Below are 24,764 nucleotides of genomic sequence, written 5' to 3'. Positions count from 1 at the left end.
GTGCGCGGGCCGGATTTGGTGCATTATTGTAGTCAACCGGCATGCAAGGGAACCCGACCGGAAATCCGACTGCACAAAGAGAGAGAAATCATGACCAGCAGGGAACTTGAAGAAGTGCCGCGCGGGCGCATGGCGCGCGAGATCGCCCGCGAGCGCCGCGAGCGCGCGCTGCACGACGAGCTGCGCGCCGGCCTGGGCGCATTGGACGACCTGCGCGGCAAGGACGCGCGCGAGCGTGCCGATACCTGTAATCTGAAACGCGGCGGCAACTGAGCCGATTGAAATAAAAAGCAAGGAGTACCGATGCGTTGGGAAGGCGATCGTGAAAGCGACAATGTAGAAGACCGGCGTGGCGCAGGCGGCGGGGGCGGGGGCTTCGGCTTCGGCGGCCGTTCGATCGGCATCGGCACCATCGCCATCGCCCTGGTCGCCTCGTATTTCCTTGGCGTATCGCCGGCCACCATCCTCGGGCTGCTGTCGGGTGGTGCGCCGCCGCAGCAGGCGCAGGTCGGGCAGCCCTCCGGCACGCGCGCCGATGACCGTGAAAGCCGCTTCGTGCGCACGACGCTGGCCTACACCGAAGACGCATGGGCCCAGCTGTTCAGCGAGCAGGGCGCACAGTACACCCCGGCCAGGCTGGTGCTGTTCGAAGGCCAGGTCGGCACCGCCTGCGGCGTCGGCCAGAGCGCGACCGGGCCGTTCTATTGCCCAGCCGACAGCAAGGTCTATATCGACCTGGGCTTCTTCCGCACCATGCAGCAGCGCTTCAATGTCGAGGGTGAATTTGCCCAGGCCTATGTGATCGCGCACGAGGTCGGCCACCACGTGCAAAACCTGCTGGGCATCTCGAACAAGGTACACGCAGCACAGCAAGGCGCATCCGAGACCCAGGGCAACGCTCTGTCGGTGCGCCTGGAGCTGCAGGCCGACTGTTTCGCCGGCGTGTGGGCGAACCGCACCAACCAGCGCGCGAAGATCCTGGAGCAGGGCGACATCGAGACCGCCCTCGACGCGGCCAGCGCGATCGGTGACGATGCGCTGCAAAAACAGTCGCGCGGCGTGGTCGTGCCCGACTCCTTTACCCATGGCAGCTCGGCCCAGCGGGTACGCTGGTTCCAGCGCGGGCTCGAGCGCGGTGATGTCGCCGCCTGCAATACATTTGATGCCACTAAGCTATAAATGGCATCATTTAATTGCCGTTAGTACATAATTTCCTGATTTTATTCGATTAAATTAAAAAAGAACCCCGTTCGTTTCCGTGCGCCTATCGCAATTCGTGACGTTTTGACATAAGTTTGTGTCACACCAGCTCGTCCATGTACGAGCCATCACCCATCGAATTGTGAAGGAGTACTCATGCTGGCAATGAATTACCGCGGACCATTCCGGGTCCGCGCCGATCACAAACCCGATCCTGTCATCGAACATCCCGGCGACGCCATCGTGCGCGTCACCCGCGCCTGCATCTGCGGCTCCGACCTGCACCTGTACCACGGCCTGGTCCCCGACACCCGCGTCGGCCATACTTTCGGCCACGAGTTCATCGGCGTGGTCGAAGAGATCGGTTCCAGCGTGCAGCACCTGAAGGTCGGCGACAAGGTCCTGGTGCCGTTCAACCTGTTTTGCGGCTCCTGCTTCTTTTGCCAACACGAGCTGTACGGCAATTGCCACAACACGAATGCGCAAGCCACGGCCGTGGGCGGCATCTATGGCTACTCGCACACGGCGGGCGGCTACGATGGCGGCCAGGCCGAATACGTCCGCGTGCCCATGGCCGACGTCGGCCCAATGGTGATCCCCGACGATATTCACGACGACGACGCGGTCTTGATGACCGACGCGCTGCCCACCGGCTACCAGGCGGCCGAGATGGGCGATATCCAGGAAGGCGACACCGTGGTCGTGTTCGGTGCCGGCCCGGTCGGCATCTTCGCCGCCAAGTCGGCCTGGCTGATGGGGGCTGGGCGGGTGATCGTGGTCGACCACGTCGAGTACCGCCTCGAGTTCGTCAAACGCTATGCCCAGTGCGAAGTCGTGAACTTCAAGGAAGTGAAGGACATGGCGATGCACATCAAGAAGATGACCGACTGGATGGGCGCCGACGTCTGCATCGACGCGGTGGGCTGCGAAGCGGCCGGCAACACCATGCAGACCATTACCGGCGTCTACACGATGATGCAGGCGGGTGCGGCGACGGTGCTGCACTGGTGCATCAACTCGGTACGCAAGGGCGGCAATGTATCGATCGTCGGCGTGTATGGCCCGACCTTCAATGCAGTCCCGATCGGCAATGCGCTGAACAAGGGGCTGACCTTGCGCATGAACCAGGCCAGCGTGCGGCGCCACCTGCCGCGCCTGATCGAGCACATCCGCGCCGGCCGCATCGATCCGAAGCAGATCATCACCCACCGCATCCCGCTCGAAGAAGTATCGGATGCGTATCACATCTTCTCGAGCAAGCTGGATAACTGCATCAAGCCGATCCTGATCCCGCCGCGCGCCAACGAGGTGAGGGCGGTCAAGGCCAGCGCCCAGCAGTGAACACACGATCGAGCACAGGAGAGAACATGGAAACACGCAACGATATCGTCACGGCCAACGACCAGCACGACGGCCACCACGCACCGGGCGAGCACGATGGCGATGGCCACGTCGGCCATGTGCACGGCCCCATCACGCCGCGCCGCCCGAGCCGTGACCAACTGCAGCATATCCAGGGCTGGGGCGCCGACCTCGACCGCAAGAACCGACCCGGCGTGCCGATGGAGCGCACCCCGCCGCGCTTCATCCACGTGCCGGACGGCGATCCGGTGCCGCAGGAGCAGCACGTCGAGGTGCTGGTCTCGACCGAGCGCCCCGGCCGCACGCCGCTGTTCGGTTCGGTGCAGCCGCCGTCGGGCCTGTCGGGCGCGATCCGGCGCCTGGCCTTCAAGAGCAGCGAGAACGACATCCGCCACTGGCTGCTGTTGCTGCTGGCCGACCGCGTCAACGTGGTCGAGGGGATCGGCGATGACCTGGCCAAGGGCAAGGTGCCGAATATCCTGGCCGAGATGGGCATCAAGTCCGAGCTCAAGCATAACCCGGCCGGCCTGGCGAAGAAGGTCGCGATCGGCGCGGCCGTCGTCGGCGCCGCCTGCTACCTGATGAAACGGCGCGATCGCTATCGCTGATCACGGCATATTGATCGGTTCCGTGACCGGGTTGCCGCTATTGGCAACCCGTCGCCAACCCATCGCCAACCCGTCGGTAACCCATCGCCAACCCGTCGGTAACCCATCGGTAACCCGTCGGTAACGCATCGGCAACCCATCGGCAACCCATCGGCAACCCATCGGCAACCCATCGGCAACCCATCGGCAACCCATCGGCAACCCATCGGCAACCCATCGGCAACCCATCGGTAACGCATCGGCAACCCATCGGTAACGCGGTCCTTGTTTTTGAGCAAACCCAGCTTTACAAGCTCGTCCATCATGGTCGATGACCGGCGCCTCCCGGCCCGGCCAACCGGATGGAGACGAGATGAACCCGCGCGCCAGAATAACGCCATGCTTCCTCGAGGCAGCCATGCTGGCGGCTGCCGTCCTGTTCCTGCCCTTCGCCCTGGTCGTCGCACCCGGCGTCCAGGCCGCGCCGATGATGGGTGCGCCGCTCAAGCTGGACAGCAAGACGCAGGCCCGGGTCGTCGACCAGCTGGCGGCCCGCCGCCCCGCGGTGGGCCTGGACGCCGACCACGGCTACAAGGTCGTGGCCCAGCACCCGGGCGTCGATGGCACCCACGTGGTGCGCGCCGCCCATCTATACAAGGGTTTGCGGATCTTCGGCTCCGAATCCGTGGTGGTGCTCGACGCGCGGCGCCAGATCGTATCCGAAAGCGCCTCGCAGCGCCGCCTCTACCTGGGCCGCGGCGCCGCCAACCGCATGCAGGGCGCCCCCGGCGGCTTTGACGTCAAGCCGACGGCCGGCCGCCGCGCCGCGATCAATGCCGCGCTGCGCGAGATGCCGCGAAGCGTGGTCGACGTGGTTCCGCCGGCCGCCGAACTGCTGATCTATCCGATCATGCGCACCGCGCGCGCGCCCGGCGCCGAGGGCAAGCCCGAGGCCGAACTGAACGCGGTCGACCTGGTCGAAACGGTGGACCGCTACGCGCTGGCCTGGCTGGTGCGCTTGCGCATGCGCAGCGGCGAGCAGCCGCTGTACTACGACGTGGTCGTCAGCGCCCGCGACGGCGCGATCATCGATCGCTGGAACATGCTGCAGACGGTCGAGGGCGTCGGCAAGAGCCAGTACAACGGCCAGGTCGCCCTGAGCACGACGTTCGCCGACAACGTCTACCAGATGCTCGACCCCGAGCGCGGCAAGGGCGGCGCGTTCGGCGCGATGGCGATCACCAACGCCGACCACGGCACGGCCAGCGGCCGGGTGTATGCCAGCACGGTCAACACCTGGGGCGACGGCAAGCAGTTCGTCGAGGGCGCCAGCACGACCGGCGCGAACGGCCAGACCGCCGCCGTCAACGCCATGTGGGGCCTGAAGAACACGTATGACATGCACAAGAACGTGCTGGGCTGGCTGGCGCTGGACGGCCAGGACACGGCCACCCACATCGCGGTCCACGTCAACCGCGGCTACGACAACGCCTATTACAGCGACACCTGCCGCTGCATGTTCATCGGCGACGGCACCTTCTTCACCAACCTGGGATCGATCGACGTGGTCGGCCACGAAATGGGCCACGGCATTACGGCGGCGACGTCGAACCTGGTGTATTCGGGCGAGCCGGGCGGCCTGAACGAATCGAGTTCGGACATCGCCGGCGAGGTGGTCGAAGCGTATGCGCGCGGCGGCGGCAGGGGAGACACCATCCCCGAGAGCGGCAACGACTGGATGCTGGGCAGCGAAATCAGCCGCACCGGCACGCCGCTGCGATGGATGATCAAGCCGAGCAAGGACGGCAATAGCCACGACGCGTGGAGTACCGGCCTGCGCCGCCTGGATGTCCATTACAGCAGCGGCCCGAACAACCGCATGTTCCACTTCCTGGCGAAGGGCTCGCATGCGGACAACGGGAACGACGCATGGAGCCGCTACCTGGTGAAGCAGCCGCTGGCGATGACGGGCATCGGGATCGACAAGGCGTTTCGCATCTGGTTTCGCGCCAGTACGACCAAATTCACATCGTCCACCAACTACCTCGATGCGCGCGCCAAGATGATCGAGGCCGCGCAGGAGTTGTATGGCGCCGGCGGACGCGAGGCGACTGCGGTGCAGCGCGCCTACGCCGCGATCAACGTGGGGCTGGACGTCGACGAGCCGGCCGTCCGGCCGCCGGTGGAGACTACTGGTCGGACATTAGTGGAAACGGATTGAGCGGCGTGCCTTTCCACCACTGCTTCTCTGGCGTCAGCGCGACGACGGCGAAGTGCAGGTGCGGCGCGTTGGGGTCGGCGTTGCCGGTCACCCCGACATAGCCGACGACATCGCCGCGCTTGACGTCCATGCCCTCCTTGATATGGTCGGCATAGCGGTCGAGGTGGGCGTAGTAATAGGCGTACTGCTCGCTCGGATCGAACTGGTAGACCGTCAGGCCGCCCGGTTTGCTCTGGAACAGCTTGACCACCTTGCCGTCGGCCGCCGCCACCACCGGCGTGCCGGTCGGCGCCATGATGTCGAGCGCCTCGTGCTGGCGCTGTTCGCCGCGCGGCTGGTAGAAGGTGTCGGTCAGTTCGGCCGACTGGATGCCCTGGACCGGCACCAGCAGTTTGCCGGGGACGGTGGCGGGGGCGGCGGGCGTGGCGCCTGCCGCCAGGTCGGGGCGCAGCGGCAGGTCAGCCTCCGCCAGGTTCGGCTCGACGACCGGCGCCGGCGGCAATTGGCCTTCGATCTGCGCGGCCGGCACGCCGCCGGGATTGGCGTCGGGCGGGGCAGTGGCGACGGCCTCCGGCGCTGGCGACGACGGCCGCTCGCTCAGCAGCACGAACAACACCCCGGCGCCCAACAGCGCGCCTACGATCAAGGTCATCAGCCATTTCATCGCATCCTCCGTCGGGCGCCTGCCGCGCCCCTTGTCCTGGTTAATTGCCGATCACTTGACGAGTTCGACATCGGTGCCTTCGCCGACCACGGCCCCCACTTCGGCGGCGCTCCAGTTGGTCAGGCGGATGCAGCCATGCGACTCGGTCTTGCCGACGTGGCCGGGCACCGGCGTGCCGTGGATGCCGTAGTGGGGCTTGGACAGATCGATCCACATCACGCCGACCGGATTGTTCGGGCCTGGCTTGATCTGCGTCTTGCTGTCGCCTGGCTTGGCGTCCCAGAACAGCTTCGGGTTGTAGTTGTAGACCGGGTTGGCGTGCACGCCATTGATCTTCCAGTTACCGATCGGCAGTGGATCGCGGCTGCTGCCGGTCGAGACCGGATACTGCGCCAGCAACTGGCCGCCCGCGTCGAAGAGCTGCATGGTCTTGGTCGAATCGCGCACCACGACCCTGGCGGCCGGCGCCAGCGGCTCCTTGCCGCTCACGTGCGGCACCATGATCGTTTCACCGGCGCGCGACAGCGATTTGCCGGGATTCAGTCGCTGCAGCAGCGCCGGGCTGGCGTGGAACTTCTCGCCCAGGCCCTCGAGCGCATCGGCGTAGCCGAGCGCGGGCAGTTTTGCCTTGCCCATCATCGTGGCGGGAATCGGCTGGAAGGGGCCGGCCACGTCTTCCTCGGCGATCGTGTATTCGGCCAGGGTCGGGCTGGTGTCGGTGTTCAGGGCGTTCCAGGTGGCTTCGTCGAGCTTGCCGGTGACCGGGAGCTTGCGCTGGGTCTGGAAGGTATTCAGGGCCTGGCGCATGTTCGAGCCATAGGCGCCGTCGATTTCGCCCGGCGACAGGTACTGGCGTTCGAGCAGTACCTGGGCCCGCAGCAGGCGTTCGAATTCGGCTTGTTCGGCGATGCCGGGGTCTTGCACCGCGCCGGGCGCGGCGTGCACCGACGTTCCTGCCGGAGCATGTTGAGCGGGGGCCTGCTGCAGCGCTTGCTGGACAGGAGGTTGCTGGCCGACTGGCTGTTGCGCAAAAGCGAGAGGAATGGCGCCTCCAAGGGCGGCGATCAGGGTCAGTGCGGTGGCTTTTTTCATGTGGTCTCCTGCAATTTGCATCTGGAAACCTTAGCGTAATGACGCAAATCAATGGGGTCTGTGCGTGAACGAACTCTTCAATCCGGTCCGGTTTATTTCGCCTGGCGCTACAATCGCTGCACCATGCCGACCACCCACCATACCGTCACCCTGCTTCCCCTCGGCGCCAGCTTTCCCGTTCCGGACGATGCGACCTTGCTGCAGGCGCTGGAGGCGGCCGGGATGAATGCGCCGAACTCCTGCCGCAACGGCACCTGCCGCACCTGCATCTGCCGCCTGCAACAAGGCACGGTGGCCTACACCATCGAATGGCCGGGCCTGTCGTTCGACGAAAAACGGGAAGGGTATATCCTGCCGTGCGTCGCGCTGGCGCGCAGCGATCTGGTGGTCATGGCGCCGTTGGCGCGGCGCCCGCGATGCGACTAGCGCCTCAGCGCCGGGAGTGCGAGCGCTTCGTGCACGCTGCTTGCCGCCACCCCGACCTGCTCTCCACCGCCCATCAGATAGACGCGGTCGCCGACGACGGCGGCGCCGTGCCCATGGCGCGGCGTCGGCATGGCCGGCAACGCCGACCAGCGGTCGCTCGCGGGATCGTAGATCCAGGACTCGGCGAACACCCTGGCTTGGGGGACGAACTGTTCACCGCCGAACACGACCAGCTTGCCGTCATGGGCCGCCGCCGCCAGGCCGCCCTGGGCCAGTGGCATCGGCGCCCGGGTCTCCCAGCGGTCGGTGGCCGGGTCATACACTTCCAGGGCCGCTACATTGACCGGACGCGAGCGGCCATCGTCCTGCCTGACCATCTGGCGGCCACCGACCACGTAGATCTTGTTGCCGATGACGGCGCCGGCCGCGCTATTGCGGGCGCTGGGGGCGTCGGCGATGCGGGACCAAAGGCCCGAACGCACATCCAGGACCTCGGCCCGGCTGGTATCGACGTGCTCGCTGATGTGCTTTGCTGTTGCGCTGGCCGGGACGCGGCCGCCGATGAAGAAGATCCTGTCGCCGCTTGACGCGACCACGCCTTCGGCGCGCGGCTGGGGCAGCGCGGGACCGTTCGACCAGCGGTCGGCTTTGGGGTCATACACGAACACCGAGGCGTGCGCACGCCAGTCGGGAATCGCGCCGGAAAATCCGCCGATGCCGAAGATCTTGCCGGCGGCCGCGGCCAGGGCGATGTGGTGGCGTGCTGCGGGCAGCGGGGCCAGTCGCGTCCAGCGGTCGGCGTTCGCGTCGTAGGCTTCGAACAGGTCGGTGAAGCCCGGCGCCGTGCTCAGGATCCCGCCCGCCACGTAGACCTTGCCCTCCAGCACGGCGGGATAGATTTCCTGGCGCGCCAGCGAGGCGTCGGCAACGCGCGACCAGGATTGCGCCAGGACGGCGCCGGAAGTGGCGAACAGGCTCATCGCCAGCAGCGCCGGCACGATCGGTTTCACGATACACACTCCTTCGATTGCTTATTGGGCGGCGCGGGCGGGAAGCCCGAGCGCCTGTTCGATCACGCGCAGTACCTGCGGCCAGGCGGGCGAGGTCGCCGCCACTTCGTCGTAGTGGCTCGCCTGGGGCAGGATCACGACCTCGGCCGCGTCGCCGGCCGCCCTGGCGCGCGCCGCATAATCGTGGGCCACGCGCGGCGGCGAGATCGTATCGTGTTCGCCCGTCACCAGCCAGGTACGGCTGCCGTTGGGCATCAGGTCGGCGGCATTGGTGTCGGCCAGCACGTCCGGCCGTCCGGCGCTCGGCGCGCCCGCCAGTTGCGCGATATCGCGGTCGCAGCTGGCCTTGATCAGCGCCGCCTCATGGCGCAAGTCGGCCAGTCCGCCCAGGCTGACGATGCGGTCGACCTTCAGGCCAGCGGCGCGGAACAAGGGGCTGGTGGCGGGAATGCGTGACCGGCCCGCGATCCACTGCACCAGTTGGCCGCCGGCCGAGTGGCCCACCGCGACGACCCGCTCCAGGTCGAGCTCGTGGGCGGACGCATTGGCTGCGAGCAGGTCGAGCGCCGCATGCATGTCGAGATACATGCCGGGATAGCCGCCGCCGTCCTCGTCCACGCGCCGGTATTCCACATTCCATACCGCGATGCCGCGCGCTGTGAGCGCGCCGGCCATATTGCGGAACTGCGTGATGCCGCCGAACCTGCTGGTCCAGCAGCCGCCATGCACCAGGATCGCCACCGGGAACGGCCCGGCGCCCTGCGGCACGAACAGCTCGGCATACTGCGAGGGCGCGGGGCCATAGGCGAGCTTGGCGGTGGGGGCGGGGCCGCTCAGGGCCAGGTAGTCGTCGAGTTTCATGGGGGCGGCGGCGGCGTTCAGGAGCGCGCCGAGCAACAACGCAGGAAGCAGTCTGGATAGGCGCATGGACAGGTGGCAAGCATCGTGAAACCGCCACTATAGCCGAGTTGCAACGCCGCAGGACCATCGGCACGGGGCGCCCAATTGAAAATCCCGGCGGCGCGAAGCATGCTAGGCTGGCGTCGACGTCATCCAATAGATCGCGAGGTGAAATCATGAGCAATTCGAAATCGAGTGGTAGCCAGAACAAGCAGTCGGGCGCGCCGGGCAACCTGTCCGAGGAAGACCAGGCCAAGCAGCGCGCGGGCAAGGCGGACAAGAGCAGCCACAACGCCAAGTCGCGCATCAAGGCGGGCACCGGCGAAGGCGCCGGCGGCGGCGCCAAGCAAAAGGCGCGGCGCTGAACGGCAACGCGTTGACAGCGAGCCAGGGATGTAGTCCCCGCCGACGGCGCGATCCGCCGGTGCGGCAGGTGTCTGTCCGCCGCAGCAACAGGTGCCTGTCGGCCGAAGCAGCAGGCAACAACAGGCAACGGTGTTGCCTTCCATGTCCATGCGCGTCAGGGGTTCGATGGCGCGCGTCCAACCTGAGAGGCCAATATGAGTGACATCCAGTCGTATGCAAGCTGGCGCGCGCGCGCCGGCCAGCACTTCCATTCCACGCCCGATCCGGAGTTCCCGGGCGAACCGACGGCGCCGCCATCACCGCCGCCGGTGCCGGACGACGTCCCCGACCCGGTCAACGCCCCGGTCGAGGAACCACGCTTGCCCGAACCGCCGATCCGGGCACACTAGGAACCCGGCCAGGACGGGTCCTGGTCAGACGCCGGGCGTTCCCTGGCGGTTGGCGGGCGGTTCGCCGCCGCCCTTGGTGTCATCGTTGCCTCCCTGTTGCTGCCCCTCGTCGGATTGCCCGGTCGGTGGCAGGGAAGGGATGCTGCGGATCATCTCATCGGTTTCGTGCTGCGCCGGAGAACGTTCACCGCTACCGATGTCCGCTTCGTCGTACATCGTGCGGCCCTTGTTCTTGGGATCGATATTGGGCGTGGGGTCATTCATGCTGTGCTCCGCTGAAGTTGTCAATGTCTTACGATCCTAACAGGCCGCCCGCGGTTCCGGCGCGCGGCAGGATGACGGCCTGAGTGTTGCTTTTTTGTCGTCCGTGACGCGGCCCGTGCTCGCTGTCACACGGCGGCAATGGTGGGGTTTCTATAATGAGCCTGTAACAATAACAAGCAGGAGGAGATGATGGGTTCGACCTTGTACAACAAGATTTACCTGGGCCGCGGCCCGCTGCTGGGCTCGCGCCGCGCCCAGCTGGCGCTGCTGCTCGGGGTGGTTGCCGGCGCCGGGATCGGCTGGTACGCGCTGCGTTCGCTGCGCTGAAAGTTGCCGCCGTGGGCTGGTGCGCGTACCATGCGCCCTTTGCTTAATTGAATGTGGTAATGAAAAACGAAAAGCTGACGACGGACGAATACGACGCGCTGGAACTGGTGCGCCGCGGTGGCAAGCAGAACCTGGCAACGGCCTGTGTCGGGCGTAATACCAAGCGCCTGTGCGGCATCAAGCTGATGTCCCTCGGCCGCGACAAGCGGCTGACGCTCACCGAAAAGGGAGAAGAGGTGTTGTTCCTGCGCCGCTGCGTGATCGGCCTGCGCGCCGTGGCGCAAGACCCGATGGCGCCGATCGACGACGACGTGCTGCGCTTCCTGAGCCGCAAGTCGCACCTGCTGCCGCTGGAAGCGGGCGGCCATGCCTTGAGCGACAAGGGCCGCGAATCGCTGGCCGATATCGAGCGGCAGGAACAGGCGCGTTAATGCAGTCGCGTTAGCCGTCGCCCCGCGAAGGCGAGGTCTGGCCCCCCATCGCGATGATTGCTGCAAGCGGCCACGATGCACCCCGAGCTCCCGCCTGCGTGGAGGCGGCGGGCCGACGCTAGTTGGCGCGCCGGCGGCCCGGATACACCAGCGCCCGCACCGCCACCTCCGCTGGCACGTTCATCGTCGCCAGGAACTCGGCTGCGCGCTGCAGGCCGAGCGTGGGAATCGACGCCACGGCCTGGTTGACCAGGTCGCGTGTGCGGCTGTCCGTGCGCTGCGTGCGGGCTGCTGGCGTGCCGGCGTCGCGTGCGACCTCAGGCGTATCATTCATCATCATGGTGTCCGTGCTCGGGGGTTGCTGGAAATTGCGTATGGGCAGCAACATTGTACGGCCACTGATGTCGGAATGGCTACAAAAATTGTTGTTGGAGAAGCCATTCGTGCCCCAGTTGCCCCGGCGATCACGCGGCAGCGGCTTTCAGCGGTTTTGCTTCCGGCGCCGGCAACGCGCGTCCCTGGCGCAGCAATTGCTCGAATTCGTGGGCCGGTAGCGGCCTGCTGAAATAATAGCCCTGGATTTCATCGCAACCGTGGCTGCGCAGGTAGTCGAGCTGCTCGCGGGTTTCCACGCCCTCGGCGATCACCGCCAGCTTCAGGTTGTGCGCCAGCGCGATGATCGAGGTGACGATCGCGGCGTCGTTGGCGTCGTGCGTGATGTCGGCCACGAACGAGCGGTCGATCTTGAGCACGTCGATGGGGAAGCGCGACAGGTAGGAAAAGCTCGAATAGCCGGTGCCGAAGTCGTCGATGGACAGGTTCACGCCCAGGGCCTTCATCCGGTGCAGCAACTCCACCGCGGGCGTCACGTCGCTCATGAACAGGCTCTCGGTCAGCTCGATCTCGAGGTAGGCCGGATCCAGGCCGGTGTCACGCAAGGCCGATTCCAGGCGGTGCAGCAGGTCGGGGGCGGCGAACTGGCGCGCCGACAGGTTCACCGCCACCCGCAGGCGCGGCAGGCCGGCGTCCTGCCAGGCCTTGTTCTGGGCGCAGGCGGTGCGTATCACCCAGGCCCCGATCTGCACGATCAGGCCGGTTTCCTCCGCCACGCCGACGAAGCGGCCCGGCGGCACCATGCCCAGTTCGGGGTGGTTCCAGCGGATCAGCGCCTCCATGCCCACGATCTGGCCGCTCTTGAGGTCGACCTGCGGCTGGTAGTGCAACACGAATTCGTCGCGGTCGAGGGCGTTCCTGAGCGCGCTTTCGATGCGCACCCGTTCCAGCGATTCCTCGTTCATGGCCGGCGTATAGAACACGAAGTTGTTACGGCCCAGTTTCTTGGCGCGATACATGGCGATGTCGGCGTGCTCGATCAGGTTGTCGCTCGAGGTGCCTTCGCTCGGGTACACGGCCACGCCGATCGAGCAGGTGACGAAGAATTCCTTATTGCCGAGCATGACCGGCTGCGCCACCGCATCCATCACGCGCTGCACGATGGCGGGATCGAGCGGCTGGTCGGCGTGCTCATTGAGGATCGCCACGAATTCGTCGCCCGACAGGCGCGCCACCGTGTCGGCGTCGCGCAGCGAGGCGCGCAGGCGCGCCGCCACCGTTACCAGCAGTACGTCGCCGGCCTTGTGGCCCATGCTGTCGTTGACGAACTTGAAGCGGTCGAGGTCGATCAGCATCACCCACGCCGGACGGCCGCTGCGACTGGCGTAGGCGATCGCCTGGCCCAGGCGGTCCTGGAGCAGCGAGCGGTTGGGCAGGCCGGTCAGCACGTCGTGCTGGGCCACGTGGTGCACCCGTTGTTCGGTCAGCTTGCGCTCGGTGATGTCGCTGCCGGTGCCACGGTAGCCGCGCAGGACGCCGTCTTCATCGAAGACCGGCTGGCCGTTCACGCAGAACCAGCGCGTGTCGCCGTTGTCGTCGACGATCTGGTATTCGAGGTTGGTGAATGCCTCATGGGCCTGCATCTTGGCCAGGTGCTCGCGTCCGCTCTCGCTGTCGAGCAGGCCCGGCACGTATTCCCAGCGCGTCTTGCCGACCAGGCCCTGCACCGCGACCCCGGACTTTTCGGTGAAGCCGCCGGTGATCATCGTGAAGCGAAACGCCTCATCCTGTTCCCAATACCAGTCGGACGACATCTCGACCAGCTGGCGGAAGCGCTGTTCGCTCTGCAGCAAGGCCTTTTCGGCGCGCACGCGCGCGGCCATGTCCTCGATCAGGCGGCGGTTGCTGCGGCGCAGGTCCGAGGTGCGCTGGCGCACCAGTTGCTGGACCTTGCGCGCGCGCATCCCGGCCGACTGCACGAAGGCGGTGCCGAGAAGGGTCGCCAGGATGCCGCCTACCAGCAGCGCCACCGAAGCCATGTGGTCGGCCAGGAAAGGACGCGGCGCGGCGGCGACGTCGACCCGCCACGGCCGCCCGCCGGCCTGCAGCACGATCGAGCGGGCGCCATGGTCCGCCCGCAGCCACCCCACGAACGAGGGCCGCGTCTCGCGCGAGGTCGGGCCGGTCGACAGCAGCAATACCGCGGGATCGGCGTGTTCTGCGGCGTAGACCGACACAAAGATGCCGTCGCGGTCCAGCAGGCCGGCCCCGTCCAGCGACTGGCGCACCAGTTCCTTGCCGCGGATGACGACCGCGGTATTGCCGCGCAGCGCGCCGCGCTTGTCGAGCACGGGCATGACCAGGTCGAAGGCCGCCGTGTTGGTCCGGACCAGCTGGAACAGGGTGGTCGCGGCCGGCTGGCCGCTGCTGCGCGCGCGCTCGAGCGCGCTCATGACGGAGACGTCCAGGCCCAGGTTCAGGCCGAGGGCGCCTTCGTTGCCGGCCATCGGCTCGACATAGTCGATCATGTGGTAGCGGCTGCGCTGGGGCGCCGGCACCAGCCCGTTCGGCGACTTCTCGGTAATGACGGCGCCCGGCCGCACGCGCTGGAGATCGGCCTCGGCCGCCGCGCGCTCCGGTCCCGGCACCATCCGGTGGAAATGGAAGGCCTGGATGAAGCGGTGCCGTTCGAGCAGGAGCGAGGTGAAGTCGGCGAACCGTTCGCGGCTGACCGGTTCGCCTTTCGAGAACAGCTGGTTGGTCACCGCCAGCACTTCGACCGCCCGGTCCATGCCCTGGCGCACCGCCGCCACCCGCTCGTCGGCGCGCTGGGCGAAGGCCAGCGCCATATTGTCGTATTCGAGATGGCTGACGCCCAGGAACAGGCCGAACGAGGCGGCCAGGCCGCCCCCGAAGGTCAGGGCCGCCGCAAGAGTCAGGGAGCGAAGCGGGCGGCGCGGCATCGGTTCATGTTCCAGGAAGTTAAGCAGGCGATCGGAAGTCGTGACAATTGTGCTTGCCAGCAGGCATTAATCGGCGCAAGTGTGTCATAAACCGGTAAGTCCCGCAAACGAATCGTGGCATGCGCGTCTTTTCATCCACAGCGAGTACGCGCTCAGGGGTGACGCCATGCGAGCCAGGCGACCAGCAGGCGCGCCAGCAGGCGGTTGCTCCAGCCCAGGCCGACGCCCCCCGTGCGCGCCATGCGCAGGAGCCGGCGCTCGCCCCGGCCGGGTACCGCCGGTGGCACGGTGGGCCGCAGTGCGAACAGGATGCGGTTGTTGCCGGCGATGCGGGCGAACCATGCCAGGCGGCCATCGAAGGCGGCGCGCACGCGCTGCAGCGCGCTCGCATACTGGGGATCGTAGGTGAAGATATTCGCCACCAGGACGCCACCCGGATGCAGGGCGCGGCGGCAGGCGGCATAGAAGGCGCTGCTCGACAGGGCGGAGGGCAGGCCCCGGCTGTCGAAGCCGTCCACCAGCAGCACGTCGCAGCGGTCGGGCGTGCACGCGAGGTAGTCGGCGGCGTCGCACTGCAGCACGCGCAGGCGGGCGTCGTCGGGGGGCAGGCGGAACGCGTCGCGCAGGGCGATGACGTCGGCGCGGATCTCGAGCACCGTGATGCGCGCGCGCGGGAAATGGCGGTGGCAGAACTTGGCCAGCGAACCGCCGCCCAGGCCGACCATCACGATGTGGCGCGGATCGGGCACGAACAGGGCGAAGCACATCATGGCGCGGGTGTACTCAAGCGCCAGCGCGTCGGGGCGCGCGAGCAGCATCTCGCTCTGGATGTCGCCCGGGGTGAATTCGAGCGTCAGGCGGCCGCCCGCGGTGCGTACCAGGGGCGGGTGATCGTCGAGGGAGGCGGGGCGGTCGAGGGGCGCGGGCATGGAACAAGTATAGGCGAGCGGCGCGCCCGGCGCGCACGCCGCGGTCAGGCGTTCTGCCAGGCCTCGACCCTGAGCCGATCGGATCGCAAGGCAGCGAATTCGTCGTAGATCTGATCCATGAGAATGGATTCATTGCCCCGCTGCGCATGGTCCAGGCGGCGCGCCAATTCCTTCGACAGCGCGTCTGGGTCCCATGACCATTCGCCCTGGCCTGGCTTCACCATGCGGTTGAGGAAGCAGTCTTCGGGACAGTCGATCAAGGTCGGCTGCGCGTTTCCCGGCAACCGAATGAAGCCCCCCGCAGCCAGCACTGACCAGATCGCTGGCAGGAAGCCATTCGACATCCCGATTTCCGTTTCGCTGACCAACTGCCCACCGAAGGTAAAGTTACCCGGACGTTTCATGAGTACGCCCTCGATCCACAGCCCCAACAGCACAGCCTGCGGTTCGAGCGCCAGACTGGTGAACGGATACTGGTAGACGCCGAACCAGCGCATCGTGCGCCGTTCCTCCGGGTCGAGTCCTGCAATGAGATCGCCGGCCTGCTTGAAGTGTCGCTGCGCTTGCTCGCGCTCGCCAAACGCGGCATGGCAGTCGAACAGGTCCAGGTGCAACTGGACGGTCAATACCGTATCGGACGACAAGGCGCTCAGTTCGCTCAACCGTGCAAGCGTCTCACGGCGCTGTTCCGGCGCGGCGTCCATGGCCCAGTTGACGAGCAGGCAGCGCCGGTACTCGCGGTGGCCGGCCGGGCCCAATTTCACGAACTGCCGTTCGACCGCGCCGTTCATCGATTTGACGATGCGGTGGATCGCTTCGATACTGGCGTGGCGCCCGAGGTTCATCTTGGTCGATTCGATACCGATGGCGATGCAGGCCAGGTGGTCGACCAGTTCCTGTTTGGTGAGCAATACGTCACCGTCGATGCCCGCTGCCAGGCTGTCATAGGCGGCGTCCATCCAGTCGGGCGGCATATGGTAGAACAGGGCGTTGTATTCGATGCGTGCCTTGGCGGCACGCTCCTTGCTGTCTGCTGATTCCGGATCGAGCGGATACGAGTAGAGTTGCTGGAGCTCCTCGACTTCGGTGCAGAACGCCCTGGGGAAGTAGTCGGTCCACTCCGGTACCAGGGTCAGCAAATGATCTTCCGGCGAGTCATCGATGAACTGCTTGAGAAAGCGCCACTCCTCCCACTTTTCGAGATCGGATAGCGACTCCTTGGTGCCGGGGATGGCAAGACTCGAATCGATCAGCACCGCGGTTCCCAGGTCGACGCGAAACGGCAAGCTGCCACCTGACCACTTATCCCATGCATCGTATCGACCATCCGCCCGCATCAGCGCCGGACCGATGAACCGAAATCCCAGGTTGTCCGCCATGCCGCTCACGTTCGCGCTCGTGACGTCACTTCCCGACAACACGAAATCGCGGACGGTCAGCGTCCCGATCTGCTCGAGCGAGGCATGCGACCAGCGCACGACCCCTTGGGCCATGCGTTCAAGACGTGCACGCACCAGATCGGTCGCGGTCAGGCGAACGGCCCTGATCGTCATCCGGTCGGCGATTGCCTGGTAGTCGCGCTGGAACAGGGAGCTTACGAACTCTTTCGGCTCGAGCCCCTGACTGAAGAAATGGCTTTCTATCGCATCCAGCGGCGAGTTTTTCTTTCTGATCAACGTGATACTGTTCTCACGTACCGCAATTGCCGCATCGCGGTAATCATCCAGCGCGGTGCGCAACATCGCAAGGCCGTCTTCCTCGATCCGCGCCGTCTCTTTGCGGATATCGATCACGGCTTGCGCTCGACCGGCTTCGTCGTTCGGCAGGGCCGCGATGACCCGTTCTACCTGGGCGACCATGATGAATGAGGTGTTGTTAACGTCGCGCAGCGCCTTGGCGAAGCGGCCAACGACGGCATTGCGCTGGTCGAGCCGGTCACGGAAGTTCTTCCTGATCTCATACCGGTTGAACTGGTTCGACTGCCGCTCACTTTGTCTTGCGAGCAAAATCGCGTACAGGGAACCGGCAACCGCGACAGGCACACCGAACAGTACTTGCAGGAAGCCGCTATATGACTGGGTGTCAAAGCCGCCAGCGTCGTCGTCCAGCTTCGGGAAGAATCTGGTCCCACCCAATGCGGTGTATGCATCCGGCGCCCAGATCAGCAAGGCTGCCGTGACCAGCAGGATCGAAATCGACGCCAGCAGGTAAAGCCAACCGTCATGACCGGAGTTCCTGATCTTCCACAGGACCGCGAATGGTAAAGCGGCCAGGCCCAGCAATACTAGCGACAACATCCAATGCGACATGCAATAGTCTCCGGCGAGCCGTCGGTATTCGACGACGAACGACGATCAAACACATCGGCCGTCATGATTCACGATGACCAATATGACAAAGACTATTAGCTTAAGGGAAATCTAATTTGCCAAGAGAGAACTTGTCGATTGTGTTGTACATTAGCATCAGGATCGATTCAGGTTCCCTGCCCGATCAGCGGCACCACGCCGAAGATGACCGCGGCCAGCAGCATTACCAGCGAGGCCGAGATCGACCAGATCAGCGTATAGCGCTGGTGGTCGCCGAATTCGACCTTGCACATGCCGACCAGCAGGTAGGTGGAGGCCACCAGCGGGCTGAGCAAGTGGACCGGCTGGCCGATGACCGAGGCGCGGCCGATTTCCGCGGCCGTGATGCCATACACTTCGGCGGCCTTGGCCAGCACCGGCACCACGCCGAAATAGAAGGCGTCGTTCGAGATGAAGAAGGTGAACGGGATGCTCAAGAGGCCGGTGACGATGGCCAGGTAAGGGCCCATCCATTCCGGCACCGCCGCGATCACGCTCAGGGCGATGGCATCGACCATCTTGGTGCCCTGCAGGATGCCGACGAAGATGCCGGCGGCGAAGATCAGCGCAACCACCGGCAGCACATTGGCCGCATGCGCCTCGATGCGCGCCTTCTGCGCTTCCAGGCCCGGGTAGTTCACGGTGATGGCGATCGCGAAGAAGATCATGAACAGCACCGGCAGCGGCAGGGCGCCCAGCACCAGCAGCACGAGGAGGGCCAAGGTCAGCAGGAAGTTCACCCAGATCAGCTTGGGACGCGCGGTGTCGGGCGAGGACACGCCGACAGGCGGTTCGTCGCCGCCCGAGCCGCCCACGCCGGGCAGCGGGGCCGGGCCGCCGGCCTGCGCCTCGACGCGGCCGCCGGAAAAGACGTGCACATTGCCTTCGCGCGTTGCGGCGAGCGGTGCCGCAGCGGCGGCGTTCCACTGGCCGGTCGTGCCGTTCATGCCGCCGGCGACGGCAAGCTCTGTAAAGGCGGGCTGCAGCACCGCCGCCGGCGCCGGCTTGCGCGCCCTGGCCTGGTCCGGCAGGCTGACGGTGCCCAGGCGCTTGCGCTCGCGCATGCCCAGCACCCAGGCGACGAACATGACCCACACGCCGGTCACCGCCATCGGCAGGATCATCGGCACGAAGATCTCGCTCACGTCGACACCGAGGGCGGTAGCGGCGCGCGCCGTCGGGCCGCCCCACGGCAGGATGTTCATCACGCCGCCGGCCAGCATGATCACGCAGGCCATCACCAGGCGGCTCATCCCCAGCCGCATGTACAGCGGCAGCATGGCCGACACGGTGATCATGTAGGTGGTGGCCCCGTCGCCGTCGAGCGAGATGAACATCGCCAGCGCGGCGGTGCCGACCACGATCTTCATCGGGTCGCCCTGCACCAGCTTCAGGATGATGCGCACGATCGGGTCGAACAGGCCGGCGTCGATCATGATGCCGAAGTACAGGATGGCGAACATCAGCATCACGCCGGTCGGCGCCAGCGAACGGATCCCGTCCAGCATCATCGGGCCGAGGCCGGCGCCGAAGCCGCCGATCAGCCCGAAGACGATCGGCACGACGATCAGCGCGACCAGCGCTGGCAGGCGCTTGGTCATGATCAGGAACATGAAGACGACGACCATCGAATAGGCGAGGATGGTCAGCATGTCAGGCTCCGCGATGGAGGAGGAATGGCGCAGCCGGGACGGCGCGGGCGAAGGCAGGCTTGTTCATGATGTCTCCGATCGTTGTCGTGGTAAGGGCAGTGCCCCGTTTTCGCCAACTATAGGCCGCGCCAGCTTTCAATCAGCTTTCAGCGCGCAACCCGTCGAACATCACCTCGATTTTCACGCCGCCGGCATCCGCCCGCCCCAGCGCCAGGGTGGCGCCATGCAGGGTCGCGATATCGCGCACGATCGCCAGGCCCAGGCCGGTGCCGCCGGGATTGGCTTCCAGCGTCGCCTGGGCGCGGTAGAAGGGCATCAACACCTTGTCGTATTCGCCTTCCGGGATGCCGGGACCGCTGTCGCTGACTTCCAGCACCACGCGCCGTGCGCGCCGCCCGACCCGCAGCAGCACGCTGCCGCCTGCAGGCGTGTAGCGGATCGCGTTGTCGACCAGGTTCGACACCAGTTCGTGCAGCAGCAGTTCCTGGCCCATGACGCGCGTGCCGGCGCCGTCCTCGGCTTCGAGCGCCAGGTCGATGTCCTTCTGGACCGCCGGCACGGCCAGTTCGAGCCCGACCTGGCGCGCCACGGCCCCCAGGCAGACCGGCCGCGCCTGTTCGCCGCCGCCGCCATGCTCGATCCGCGCCAGCACCAGCAGGCGGTTGGCCAGGTGGATGGCGGAATCGGTGGTGCCGGCGATCGAGGCCACGATGGCGCGCATCGACGCCGGGTCGTTTTCGCGCAGGGCCAGCGCGGCCTGGGTCTTGAGCACCGCGAGCGGGGTGCGCAGCTGGTGCGAGGCGTCGGCGATGAAGCGGCGCTGACTGGCGACCAGGTCCTGCATGCGCGCCATGGTGCCGTTCATCGCCGCGACCAGCGGCCGCACTTCCTTGTGCACCAGGGCCTGGTCGATGGTCGACAGGTCGGACAGCGGCCGCGTCTCGACCTCGCTCTTCAGGCGCATCAGGGGCCGCAGCACCAGGCGCACGGCGAACCACACCAGCGCCGCCACCGCCAGCACCAGCAGGGCCTGGCGCCACAGGGTATTGAGCAGGATGTCGCGCGACAGGGCATTCCTGGCGTCGAGCGTCTCGCCGACCTGGATCAGGGCAATGCCGCGCATCGAATCGTCGTACACCGGCTGCAGCAGGGCCGCGATGCGCACCGGCTCGCCGCTATAGGTGGCGTGGTAGAAGCGCACCAGGGCCGGATACAGGTCGCTGCGCGGCACGTTGGCCGGCACCGGCGGCAGGTCGTCGTAGCCGCTGACGGTTTCGCCATCCAGGCCGGTGACCTTGTAGTAGATGCGGCCCAGGGTGTCGGTCTCGAAGCTGTCCAGCGCCACGTAGGGCACGTCGGCCACCACCTTGCCGTCCTTTACCGTCACCCGTTCGGCCAGCGCGCGCGTGGACGACAGCAGCGAGCGGTCATAGGCCACGTCGGCGGCTTCCAGCGCGTCGCGGTACAGCGACACGGCGTTGAGCGCGACCAGCGCCACCAGCGGCAGGATCAGCCAGCGCAGCAACTGCTGGCGCAGGCTGCCCAGCGGCTTGGCCGCGAGGCGGCGCAGCAATGGCAGGCGCGCGGCCATGGCTTCAGGCCGGCTTTTCTTGCATCAGGTAGCCGATGCCGCGCAGCGTGACGATGGCGGCGTCGCCGCCGGGGCGTTCGAGCTTCTTGCGGATGCGGTGGATATAAAGCTCGATGGCGTCGAGGTTCACGTCGTCGTCGAGCGCGAACACTTCCTGGAACAGCTTCTCCTTCGACAGCGCGCGGCCCGGCCTGGCGATCAGCGCCTCGAGCACCGCGTGCTCGCGCGGCGTCAGCGCCAGCGGCTCGCCGCAATAGGAAAACATGCGCGAGACCGTGTCGAAGGCGAGCCGGCCGCAGCGGTGCACCAGCGCCTCGTTGCCGCTGCGCCGACGCAGCAGGGCTTTCACGCGCGCTTCGAGTTCGGCCAGTTCGAACGGCTTGGCGAGATAGTCGTCGGCGCCCAGGTTCAGGCCCTGCACCTTGTCTTCGAGGCCGCCGCGCGCGGTCAGGATCAGCACCGGCGTGCCGCCGCGCGCGCCGCCACGGGCGCGCAGGCGGCGCAGCACGTCCAGGCCATCCATGCGGGGCAGGGTCAGGTCCAGAATCACCAGCGCGTAATCCTGCGTGTGCAGCAGGGCGTCGGCATCGGCGCCGGTGGCGGCGCATTCGACGGTGAGATGGGCGTCGCGCAGGGCTTTCGATACCCAGTGCGACAGCTCGACATGATCTTCAACTAGCAGGATTCTCATCGCGCCAGTGTAAGCGCAAAGGCCGGGCGGCGGAAAGGCCATGGGCTACGGGTTTCCCACAATCGTGGGCGAGGGCGGTGAAAGCGAACTGAAAGGTTGCCGCGCATATAGTCGGGCCGATAAGCAGCACCACCATAACAGGATTTTGGAGACACCATGAAGCAGTCGGCCCTCGCGCTTGCCGTCCTGGCAGCGCTTTCCCTGAACCATTCCGCCTTCGCCCAGAGCAACGTCCAGGTCTACGGCCTGATCGACGCCGGCGTCGAATATGTGAACCACGCCGGCGAGAACGACGGCAATATGGTCCGCGTGATCTCGGGCGGCAAGAACACCTCGCGCTGGGGCTTTCGCGGCAGCGACGACCTGGGCGGCGGCCTGAAAGCCGTCTGGCAGCTCGAAGGCGGCATCCTGATGGATACCGGCGCCAGCGACGGCGCCGTGTTCAAGCGCCAGGCCTGGGTCGGCCTGGACGGCGCGCTGGGGCGCCTGGTCATCGGCCGCTCGTTTACCACCACCTATGAGCTAGTGATCAAGTTCGATCCGCTGGGCTTTGCCCCCCATTACTCCTGGGCCACCGGCGCCAGCGCCACCGGGCCGTCGAAATACGGCATGACCACCCAGTTCGACAATCTCGTCAAGTACACCGGTAAGAGCGGCGGCTTCACCTATGGCGCGACGGTCGGCCTGGGCGAGCGCTCGGGCAGCCTGGCCGAGGGCCGCAAGCTGGCCATCGGCGGCGCGTGGTTCGGCGACGGCCTGGGCCTGATGGCGGCCTATGAACGGATCAACGGCAACGCCGTCGCGGGTGTGCCGGCGCGCGACGAGACCGACGTCTGGCACCTGGGGGCCGACTATCGGACCGGCAAATGGCGCTACACGGCCGGCATGCGCGGCTACCGGCTCGACGCGGCCAGGGACGGTGCCGACCTGCGCGCCAATACGGTCTGGGGCGGCGTCACGCGTACGATCGACAGCGTGACGCTCACCGGCGCCGTCTACCACGTCGACACGCAGGACCTGCCGCTGGTGGAGGACGCCGATCCGACGATGTTCGTCGTGCGCGCCATGCTGGCGCTGTCCAGGCGCACCGACGTCTACCTGTCGCTCGCCCATGCGAAAGCCGACCACGGCCAGCTGGTCGGCCTGTCGCGCGACGCCCCCGGGTTCGGCACGACCCAGACCGGCATCACGGCCGGCATGCAGCACCGTTTCTGAGCGGCGCCTGCGCCAACCCTGGCGTGGCGCTATGATGCACACCATGAGCTGCGTGCGAACCTTCCTGGCGACCCTCGGCATGGCGGCGGCCCTGGCGTCGACGCCGGCCGCGGCCCAGCCGCGCGCGCCCGAATGCCTGATCCCGTCCAAGCCAGGCGGCGGCATGGACCTGACCTGCAAGCTGGCGCAGGAAGCCTTGCACGGCCAGCCCGGCGCTCCCGAGTTGCAGCTGAGCTACCTGCCGGGGGGCGTGGGCGCGGTGGCCTGGCACACCGTGGTGTCGCAGCGCCGCGCCGAAGCGAACACCCTGGTCACTTTTTCCGGCGGGTCGGTGCTCAACCTGGCCCTCGGCAAATTCGGCAATGCCGACGTCGACGACGTGCGCTGGGTCGCGGCCTTCGGCGCCGACTATGGCATGATCGCGGTGCGCGCCGATTCGCCCTGGCACACGCTGGACGACTTATTGAACGCCCTGAAGCGCGATCCCAGAAAAGTTCTGATCGGCATGTCCGGCACCGTCGGCAGCCAGGACTGGATCAAGATGGCGCTGCTGGCGCAGATGGCCGCGATCGATCCGCGCAAGATGCGTTTCGTCGCGCTCGAGGGCGGCGGCGAGCAGTTCATCGCGATGCAGGAAAATCACGTGCAGGCGGTGTCGGGCGACACCTCCGAAGCCTTGCTGTACACGGGCGACGGCAGGGTGAGGGTGCTGGCGGTGCTGTCCGAACAGCGCCTGCCGGGCGCCCTGGCCCACGTGAAGACCGCCCGCGAGCAGGGCTATGACGTGGTCTGGCCCGTGATCCGCGGCGTCTGGATGGGACCCGATGTGCGCGAGGCCGACTACCGGCGCTGGGTGAAGGCCTTTGCCAATATGGCGTCGCGTCCGGAATTCGCCGAGCAACGCGCGCGCGCGGGACTGTATCCGTTTTCGCTCACCGGCGACGCGCTGACCCGGTATATCAAGCAGTCGGTCGCCGGCCACCACCGCCAGGCGCGGCGGTTCAAGCTCATGCGCGAGCGCTGATATTGCGGGAAGGGCGCCAGCCCGGCAGTGCCTATTGCCCAACGTCCCGTTATACTGTCGCACCGATGGCTGGCGCAGCCCAGGCATCGTTCGCTCATCAACGACATACTTCGCGATTAACGATAACAGGACGACATGAACACCCTTGATAGTGAACCAGTATCCCAGCGCCTGCGCGCGCTGGTGCGCGACATGCCGCGCACCGGCATCACGCTCAGCGAATTGATCCATCGCGTCGGCAACGACGGTCTGCTGATCCTGGTGACCTTGCTCACGCTGGTGTTCCTGATCCCGATCTCGATTCCCGGCGTGAGCACGGTGTTCGGCGCCGCCATCCTGTTGATCAGCGTCAGCCGCCTGTTCGGGCGCGACCTGTGGATCCCCTCCAGGCTGTCGCACCGCGTGATCGGTACCCGCAAGCTGCGTCCGCTGCTGCGCAAGGCGCTGTCCTGGCTCAAGAAGCTGGAGCGCATCAGCCGTCCGAACCGCATCCAGTGGCTGGTGGCGACCGGCCTGGTGGCCTTCCTCAACAACGCGGCCCTGATCCTGGGCGCCGTACTCTTGATGATGCCGTTCGGCCTGATCCCGTTCAGCAATACCTTCCCGGCCGTGGCCATCCTGTTCCTGGCCATCGGCCTGCTGCAGCGCGACGGCCTGTGCATCCTGCTTGGCCATATCAGCAATATCGTCACCATCCTGTACTTCGCCGTGCTGATCGGCGGCGGCGGCCTGGCCGTGCGCGAGGTGTTCAACCGCTTCGCCGGTTGATGTTATAGAGC

Annotated in this window: 25 protein-coding genes; 13 read left to right on the top strand and 12 right to left on the bottom strand. The window is 66.5% G+C overall.

Going from position 1 to position 24,764, the window contains the following annotated elements; genetic code table 11:
• The first annotated feature begins 90 nt into the window (after window positions 1-90).
• The 5 genes from AC56KW_RS10945 to AC56KW_RS10925 all read left to right on the top strand — a co-directional run bounded on the left by AC56KW_RS10945 (window position 91) and on the right by AC56KW_RS10925 (window position 5,370).
• Window positions 91-273, top strand: a complete 183-nt coding sequence (locus AC56KW_RS10945) for a hypothetical protein (protein WP_497170762.1) — start codon at window positions 91-93, stop codon at window positions 271-273.
• Between the two features lie 30 nt (window positions 274-303).
• Window positions 304-1,179, top strand: coding sequence for a KPN_02809 family neutral zinc metallopeptidase (gene ypfJ, locus AC56KW_RS10940; protein ID WP_497170761.1), 876 nt, complete (start codon window positions 304-306; stop codon window positions 1,177-1,179).
• A gap of 177 nt (window positions 1,180-1,356) precedes the next feature.
• Window positions 1,357-2,541 (top strand): zinc-dependent alcohol dehydrogenase, encoded by a 1,185-nt coding sequence (locus AC56KW_RS10935; RefSeq protein WP_497170760.1) that lies wholly within the window; start codon window positions 1,357-1,359, stop codon window positions 2,539-2,541.
• A gap of 26 nt (window positions 2,542-2,567) precedes the next feature.
• Window positions 2,568-3,170 (top strand): hypothetical protein, encoded by a 603-nt coding sequence (locus AC56KW_RS10930; RefSeq protein ID WP_497170759.1) that lies wholly within the window; start codon window positions 2,568-2,570, stop codon window positions 3,168-3,170.
• Between the two features lie 352 nt (window positions 3,171-3,522).
• Entirely contained in the window at window positions 3,523-5,370 is a 1,848-nt protein-coding gene (locus tag AC56KW_RS10925) for a M4 family metallopeptidase (protein WP_497170758.1), read from the top strand.
• Here the strand turns inward: AC56KW_RS10925 and AC56KW_RS10920 are convergent.
• Both AC56KW_RS10920 and AC56KW_RS10915 read right to left on the bottom strand, forming a co-directional pair.
• On the bottom strand, window positions 5,339-6,022 hold the full coding sequence (locus tag AC56KW_RS10920) for a M23 family metallopeptidase (RefSeq protein WP_497170757.1): 684 nt from the start codon (window positions 6,020-6,022) through the stop codon (window positions 5,339-5,341). The genes AC56KW_RS10925 and AC56KW_RS10920 overlap by 32 nt on opposite strands.
• 63 nt (window positions 6,023-6,085) lie before the next feature.
• Window positions 6,086-7,126, bottom strand: coding sequence for a L,D-transpeptidase family protein (locus tag AC56KW_RS10915; protein WP_497170756.1), 1,041 nt, complete (start codon window positions 7,124-7,126; stop codon window positions 6,086-6,088).
• Between the two features lie 123 nt (window positions 7,127-7,249).
• Here AC56KW_RS10915 and AC56KW_RS10910 point away from each other — a divergent pair, with 123 nt between their 5' ends.
• A complete protein-coding gene (locus AC56KW_RS10910; RefSeq protein ID WP_497170755.1) occupies window positions 7,250-7,552 on the top strand; it encodes a 2Fe-2S iron-sulfur cluster-binding protein in 303 nt (100 codons plus the stop codon).
• On the opposite strand, the gene AC56KW_RS10905 is transcribed toward AC56KW_RS10910, so the two are convergent.
• Window positions 7,549-8,562 (bottom strand): Kelch repeat-containing protein, encoded by a 1,014-nt coding sequence (locus tag AC56KW_RS10905; RefSeq protein ID WP_497170754.1) that lies wholly within the window; start codon window positions 8,560-8,562, stop codon window positions 7,549-7,551. The two genes, AC56KW_RS10910 and AC56KW_RS10905, sit on opposite strands and share 4 nt — an antisense overlap.
• Window positions 8,563-8,583: 21 nt before the next feature.
• The gene (locus AC56KW_RS10900) at window positions 8,584-9,489 is read right to left on the bottom strand and encodes an alpha/beta hydrolase family protein (protein WP_497170753.1); all 906 of its coding nucleotides are present in this window, start codon (window positions 9,487-9,489) and stop codon (window positions 8,584-8,586) included.
• A gap of 149 nt (window positions 9,490-9,638) precedes the next feature.
• Here AC56KW_RS10900 and AC56KW_RS10895 point away from each other — a divergent pair, with 149 nt between their 5' ends.
• Window positions 9,639-9,827 carry a hypothetical protein gene (locus AC56KW_RS10895; protein WP_497170752.1) on the top strand — a complete coding sequence of 63 codons (189 nt, stop codon included), beginning with the start codon at window positions 9,639-9,641 and terminating at the stop codon, window positions 9,825-9,827.
• A gap of 195 nt (window positions 9,828-10,022) precedes the next feature.
• A complete protein-coding gene (locus tag AC56KW_RS10890; RefSeq protein ID WP_497170751.1) occupies window positions 10,023-10,217 on the top strand; it encodes a hypothetical protein in 195 nt (64 codons plus the stop codon).
• A gap of 24 nt (window positions 10,218-10,241) precedes the next feature.
• Here the strand turns inward: AC56KW_RS10890 and AC56KW_RS10885 are convergent, their stop codons facing one another.
• Window positions 10,242-10,481: a hypothetical protein gene (locus AC56KW_RS10885; protein ID WP_497170750.1), complete on the bottom strand. Its 240-nt coding sequence runs from the start codon at window positions 10,479-10,481 to the stop codon at window positions 10,242-10,244.
• A 186-nt stretch (window positions 10,482-10,667) separates the two neighbouring features.
• On the opposite strand from AC56KW_RS10885, the gene AC56KW_RS10880 reads away from it, so the two are divergent.
• Complete coding sequence (locus tag AC56KW_RS10880; protein ID WP_497170749.1) at window positions 10,668-10,808, top strand: hypothetical protein; 141 nt, start codon at window positions 10,668-10,670, stop codon at window positions 10,806-10,808.
• A gap of 59 nt (window positions 10,809-10,867) precedes the next feature.
• Window positions 10,868-11,239, top strand: a complete 372-nt coding sequence (locus tag AC56KW_RS10875; RefSeq protein ID WP_497170748.1) for a hypothetical protein — start codon at window positions 10,868-10,870, stop codon at window positions 11,237-11,239.
• 118 nt (window positions 11,240-11,357) lie between these two features.
• On the opposite strand, the gene AC56KW_RS10870 is transcribed toward AC56KW_RS10875, so the two are convergent.
• From AC56KW_RS10870 to AC56KW_RS10840, 7 genes are all read right to left on the bottom strand, one after another.
• Window positions 11,358-11,579 (bottom strand): hypothetical protein, encoded by a 222-nt coding sequence (locus tag AC56KW_RS10870; protein ID WP_497170747.1) that lies wholly within the window; start codon window positions 11,577-11,579, stop codon window positions 11,358-11,360.
• Window positions 11,580-11,703: 124 nt separating this feature from the next.
• Window positions 11,704-14,535 (bottom strand): bifunctional diguanylate cyclase/phosphodiesterase, encoded by a 2,832-nt coding sequence (locus tag AC56KW_RS10865; RefSeq protein ID WP_497170746.1) that lies wholly within the window; start codon window positions 14,533-14,535, stop codon window positions 11,704-11,706.
• Window positions 14,536-14,687: 152 nt separating this feature from the next.
• Window positions 14,688-15,464 (bottom strand): spermine/spermidine synthase domain-containing protein, encoded by a 777-nt coding sequence (locus tag AC56KW_RS10860; protein ID WP_497170745.1) that lies wholly within the window; start codon window positions 15,462-15,464, stop codon window positions 14,688-14,690.
• 44 nt (window positions 15,465-15,508) lie between these two features.
• Window positions 15,509-17,773 carry a hypothetical protein gene (locus AC56KW_RS10855; RefSeq protein WP_497170744.1) on the bottom strand — a complete coding sequence of 755 codons (2,265 nt, stop codon included), beginning with the start codon at window positions 17,771-17,773 and terminating at the stop codon, window positions 15,509-15,511.
• A 167-nt stretch (window positions 17,774-17,940) separates the two neighbouring features.
• On the bottom strand, window positions 17,941-19,464 hold the full coding sequence (locus AC56KW_RS10850) for a CitMHS family transporter (protein ID WP_497170743.1): 1,524 nt from the start codon (window positions 19,462-19,464) through the stop codon (window positions 17,941-17,943).
• Between the two features lie 139 nt (window positions 19,465-19,603).
• Window positions 19,604-21,055 (bottom strand): sensor histidine kinase, encoded by a 1,452-nt coding sequence (locus tag AC56KW_RS10845; RefSeq protein ID WP_497170742.1) that lies wholly within the window; start codon window positions 21,053-21,055, stop codon window positions 19,604-19,606.
• A 4-nt stretch (window positions 21,056-21,059) separates the two neighbouring features.
• Complete coding sequence (locus tag AC56KW_RS10840; protein ID WP_497170741.1) at window positions 21,060-21,746, bottom strand: response regulator; 687 nt, start codon at window positions 21,744-21,746, stop codon at window positions 21,060-21,062.
• Between the two features lie 156 nt (window positions 21,747-21,902).
• On the opposite strand from AC56KW_RS10840, the gene AC56KW_RS10835 reads away from it, so the two are divergent.
• The 3 genes from AC56KW_RS10835 to AC56KW_RS10825 all read left to right on the top strand — a co-directional run bounded on the left by AC56KW_RS10835 (window position 21,903) and on the right by AC56KW_RS10825 (window position 24,753).
• Window positions 21,903-22,961, top strand: coding sequence for a porin (locus AC56KW_RS10835; RefSeq protein WP_497170740.1), 1,059 nt, complete (start codon window positions 21,903-21,905; stop codon window positions 22,959-22,961).
• A gap of 34 nt (window positions 22,962-22,995) precedes the next feature.
• Entirely contained in the window at window positions 22,996-23,985 is a 990-nt protein-coding gene (locus AC56KW_RS10830) for a tripartite tricarboxylate transporter substrate binding protein (protein WP_497170907.1), read from the top strand.
• A gap of 135 nt (window positions 23,986-24,120) precedes the next feature.
• A complete protein-coding gene (locus tag AC56KW_RS10825; protein ID WP_497170739.1) occupies window positions 24,121-24,753 on the top strand; it encodes an exopolysaccharide biosynthesis protein in 633 nt (210 codons plus the stop codon).
• Window positions 24,754-24,764 lie beyond the last annotated feature (11 nt).

The sequence above is a fragment of the Telluria sp. RT2P19 genome, assembly GCF_059685725.1.
This window is presented reverse-complemented; position numbering and strand designations above follow the sequence as displayed.

Bases quoted from the DNA above. Each gene is read 5' to 3' on its own strand.
- AC56KW_RS10945 (WP_497170762.1), top strand. From the start codon at position 91: ATGACCAGCAGGGAACTTGAAGAAGTGCCGCGCGGGCGCATGGCGCGC.
- ypfJ (WP_497170761.1), top strand. From the start codon at position 304: ATGCGTTGGGAAGGCGATCGTGAAAGCGACAATGTAGAAGACCGGCGT.
- AC56KW_RS10935 (WP_497170760.1), top strand. From the start codon at position 1,357: ATGCTGGCAATGAATTACCGCGGACCATTCCGGGTCCGCGCCGATCAC.
- AC56KW_RS10930 (WP_497170759.1), top strand. From the start codon at position 2,568: ATGGAAACACGCAACGATATCGTCACGGCCAACGACCAGCACGACGGC.
- AC56KW_RS10925 (WP_497170758.1), top strand. From the start codon at position 3,523: ATGAACCCGCGCGCCAGAATAACGCCATGCTTCCTCGAGGCAGCCATG.
- AC56KW_RS10920 (WP_497170757.1), bottom strand. From the start codon at position 6,022: ATGACCTTGATCGTAGGCGCGCTGTTGGGCGCCGGGGTGTTGTTCGTG.
- AC56KW_RS10915 (WP_497170756.1), bottom strand. From the start codon at position 7,126: ATGAAAAAAGCCACCGCACTGACCCTGATCGCCGCCCTTGGAGGCGCC.
- AC56KW_RS10910 (WP_497170755.1), top strand. From the start codon at position 7,250: ATGCCGACCACCCACCATACCGTCACCCTGCTTCCCCTCGGCGCCAGC.
- AC56KW_RS10900 (WP_497170753.1), bottom strand. From the start codon at position 9,489: ATGCGCCTATCCAGACTGCTTCCTGCGTTGTTGCTCGGCGCGCTCCTG.
- AC56KW_RS10895 (WP_497170752.1), top strand. From the start codon at position 9,639: ATGAGCAATTCGAAATCGAGTGGTAGCCAGAACAAGCAGTCGGGCGCG.
- AC56KW_RS10890 (WP_497170751.1), top strand. From the start codon at position 10,023: ATGAGTGACATCCAGTCGTATGCAAGCTGGCGCGCGCGCGCCGGCCAG.
- AC56KW_RS10885 (WP_497170750.1), bottom strand. From the start codon at position 10,481: ATGAATGACCCCACGCCCAATATCGATCCCAAGAACAAGGGCCGCACG.
- AC56KW_RS10880 (WP_497170749.1), top strand. From the start codon at position 10,668: ATGATGGGTTCGACCTTGTACAACAAGATTTACCTGGGCCGCGGCCCG.
- AC56KW_RS10875 (WP_497170748.1), top strand. From the start codon at position 10,868: ATGAAAAACGAAAAGCTGACGACGGACGAATACGACGCGCTGGAACTG.
- AC56KW_RS10870 (WP_497170747.1), bottom strand. From the start codon at position 11,579: ATGATGATGAATGATACGCCTGAGGTCGCACGCGACGCCGGCACGCCA.
- AC56KW_RS10865 (WP_497170746.1), bottom strand. From the start codon at position 14,535: ATGCCGCGCCGCCCGCTTCGCTCCCTGACTCTTGCGGCGGCCCTGACC.
- AC56KW_RS10860 (WP_497170745.1), bottom strand. From the start codon at position 15,464: ATGCCCGCGCCCCTCGACCGCCCCGCCTCCCTCGACGATCACCCGCCC.
- AC56KW_RS10855 (WP_497170744.1), bottom strand. From the start codon at position 17,773: ATGTCGCATTGGATGTTGTCGCTAGTATTGCTGGGCCTGGCCGCTTTA.
- AC56KW_RS10850 (WP_497170743.1), bottom strand. From the start codon at position 19,464: ATGCTGACCATCCTCGCCTATTCGATGGTCGTCGTCTTCATGTTCCTG.
- AC56KW_RS10845 (WP_497170742.1), bottom strand. From the start codon at position 21,055: ATGGCCGCGCGCCTGCCATTGCTGCGCCGCCTCGCGGCCAAGCCGCTG.
- AC56KW_RS10840 (WP_497170741.1), bottom strand. From the start codon at position 21,746: ATGAGAATCCTGCTAGTTGAAGATCATGTCGAGCTGTCGCACTGGGTA.
- AC56KW_RS10835 (WP_497170740.1), top strand. From the start codon at position 21,903: ATGAAGCAGTCGGCCCTCGCGCTTGCCGTCCTGGCAGCGCTTTCCCTG.
- AC56KW_RS10830 (WP_497170907.1), top strand. From the start codon at position 22,996: ATGCACACCATGAGCTGCGTGCGAACCTTCCTGGCGACCCTCGGCATG.
- AC56KW_RS10825 (WP_497170739.1), top strand. From the start codon at position 24,121: ATGAACACCCTTGATAGTGAACCAGTATCCCAGCGCCTGCGCGCGCTG.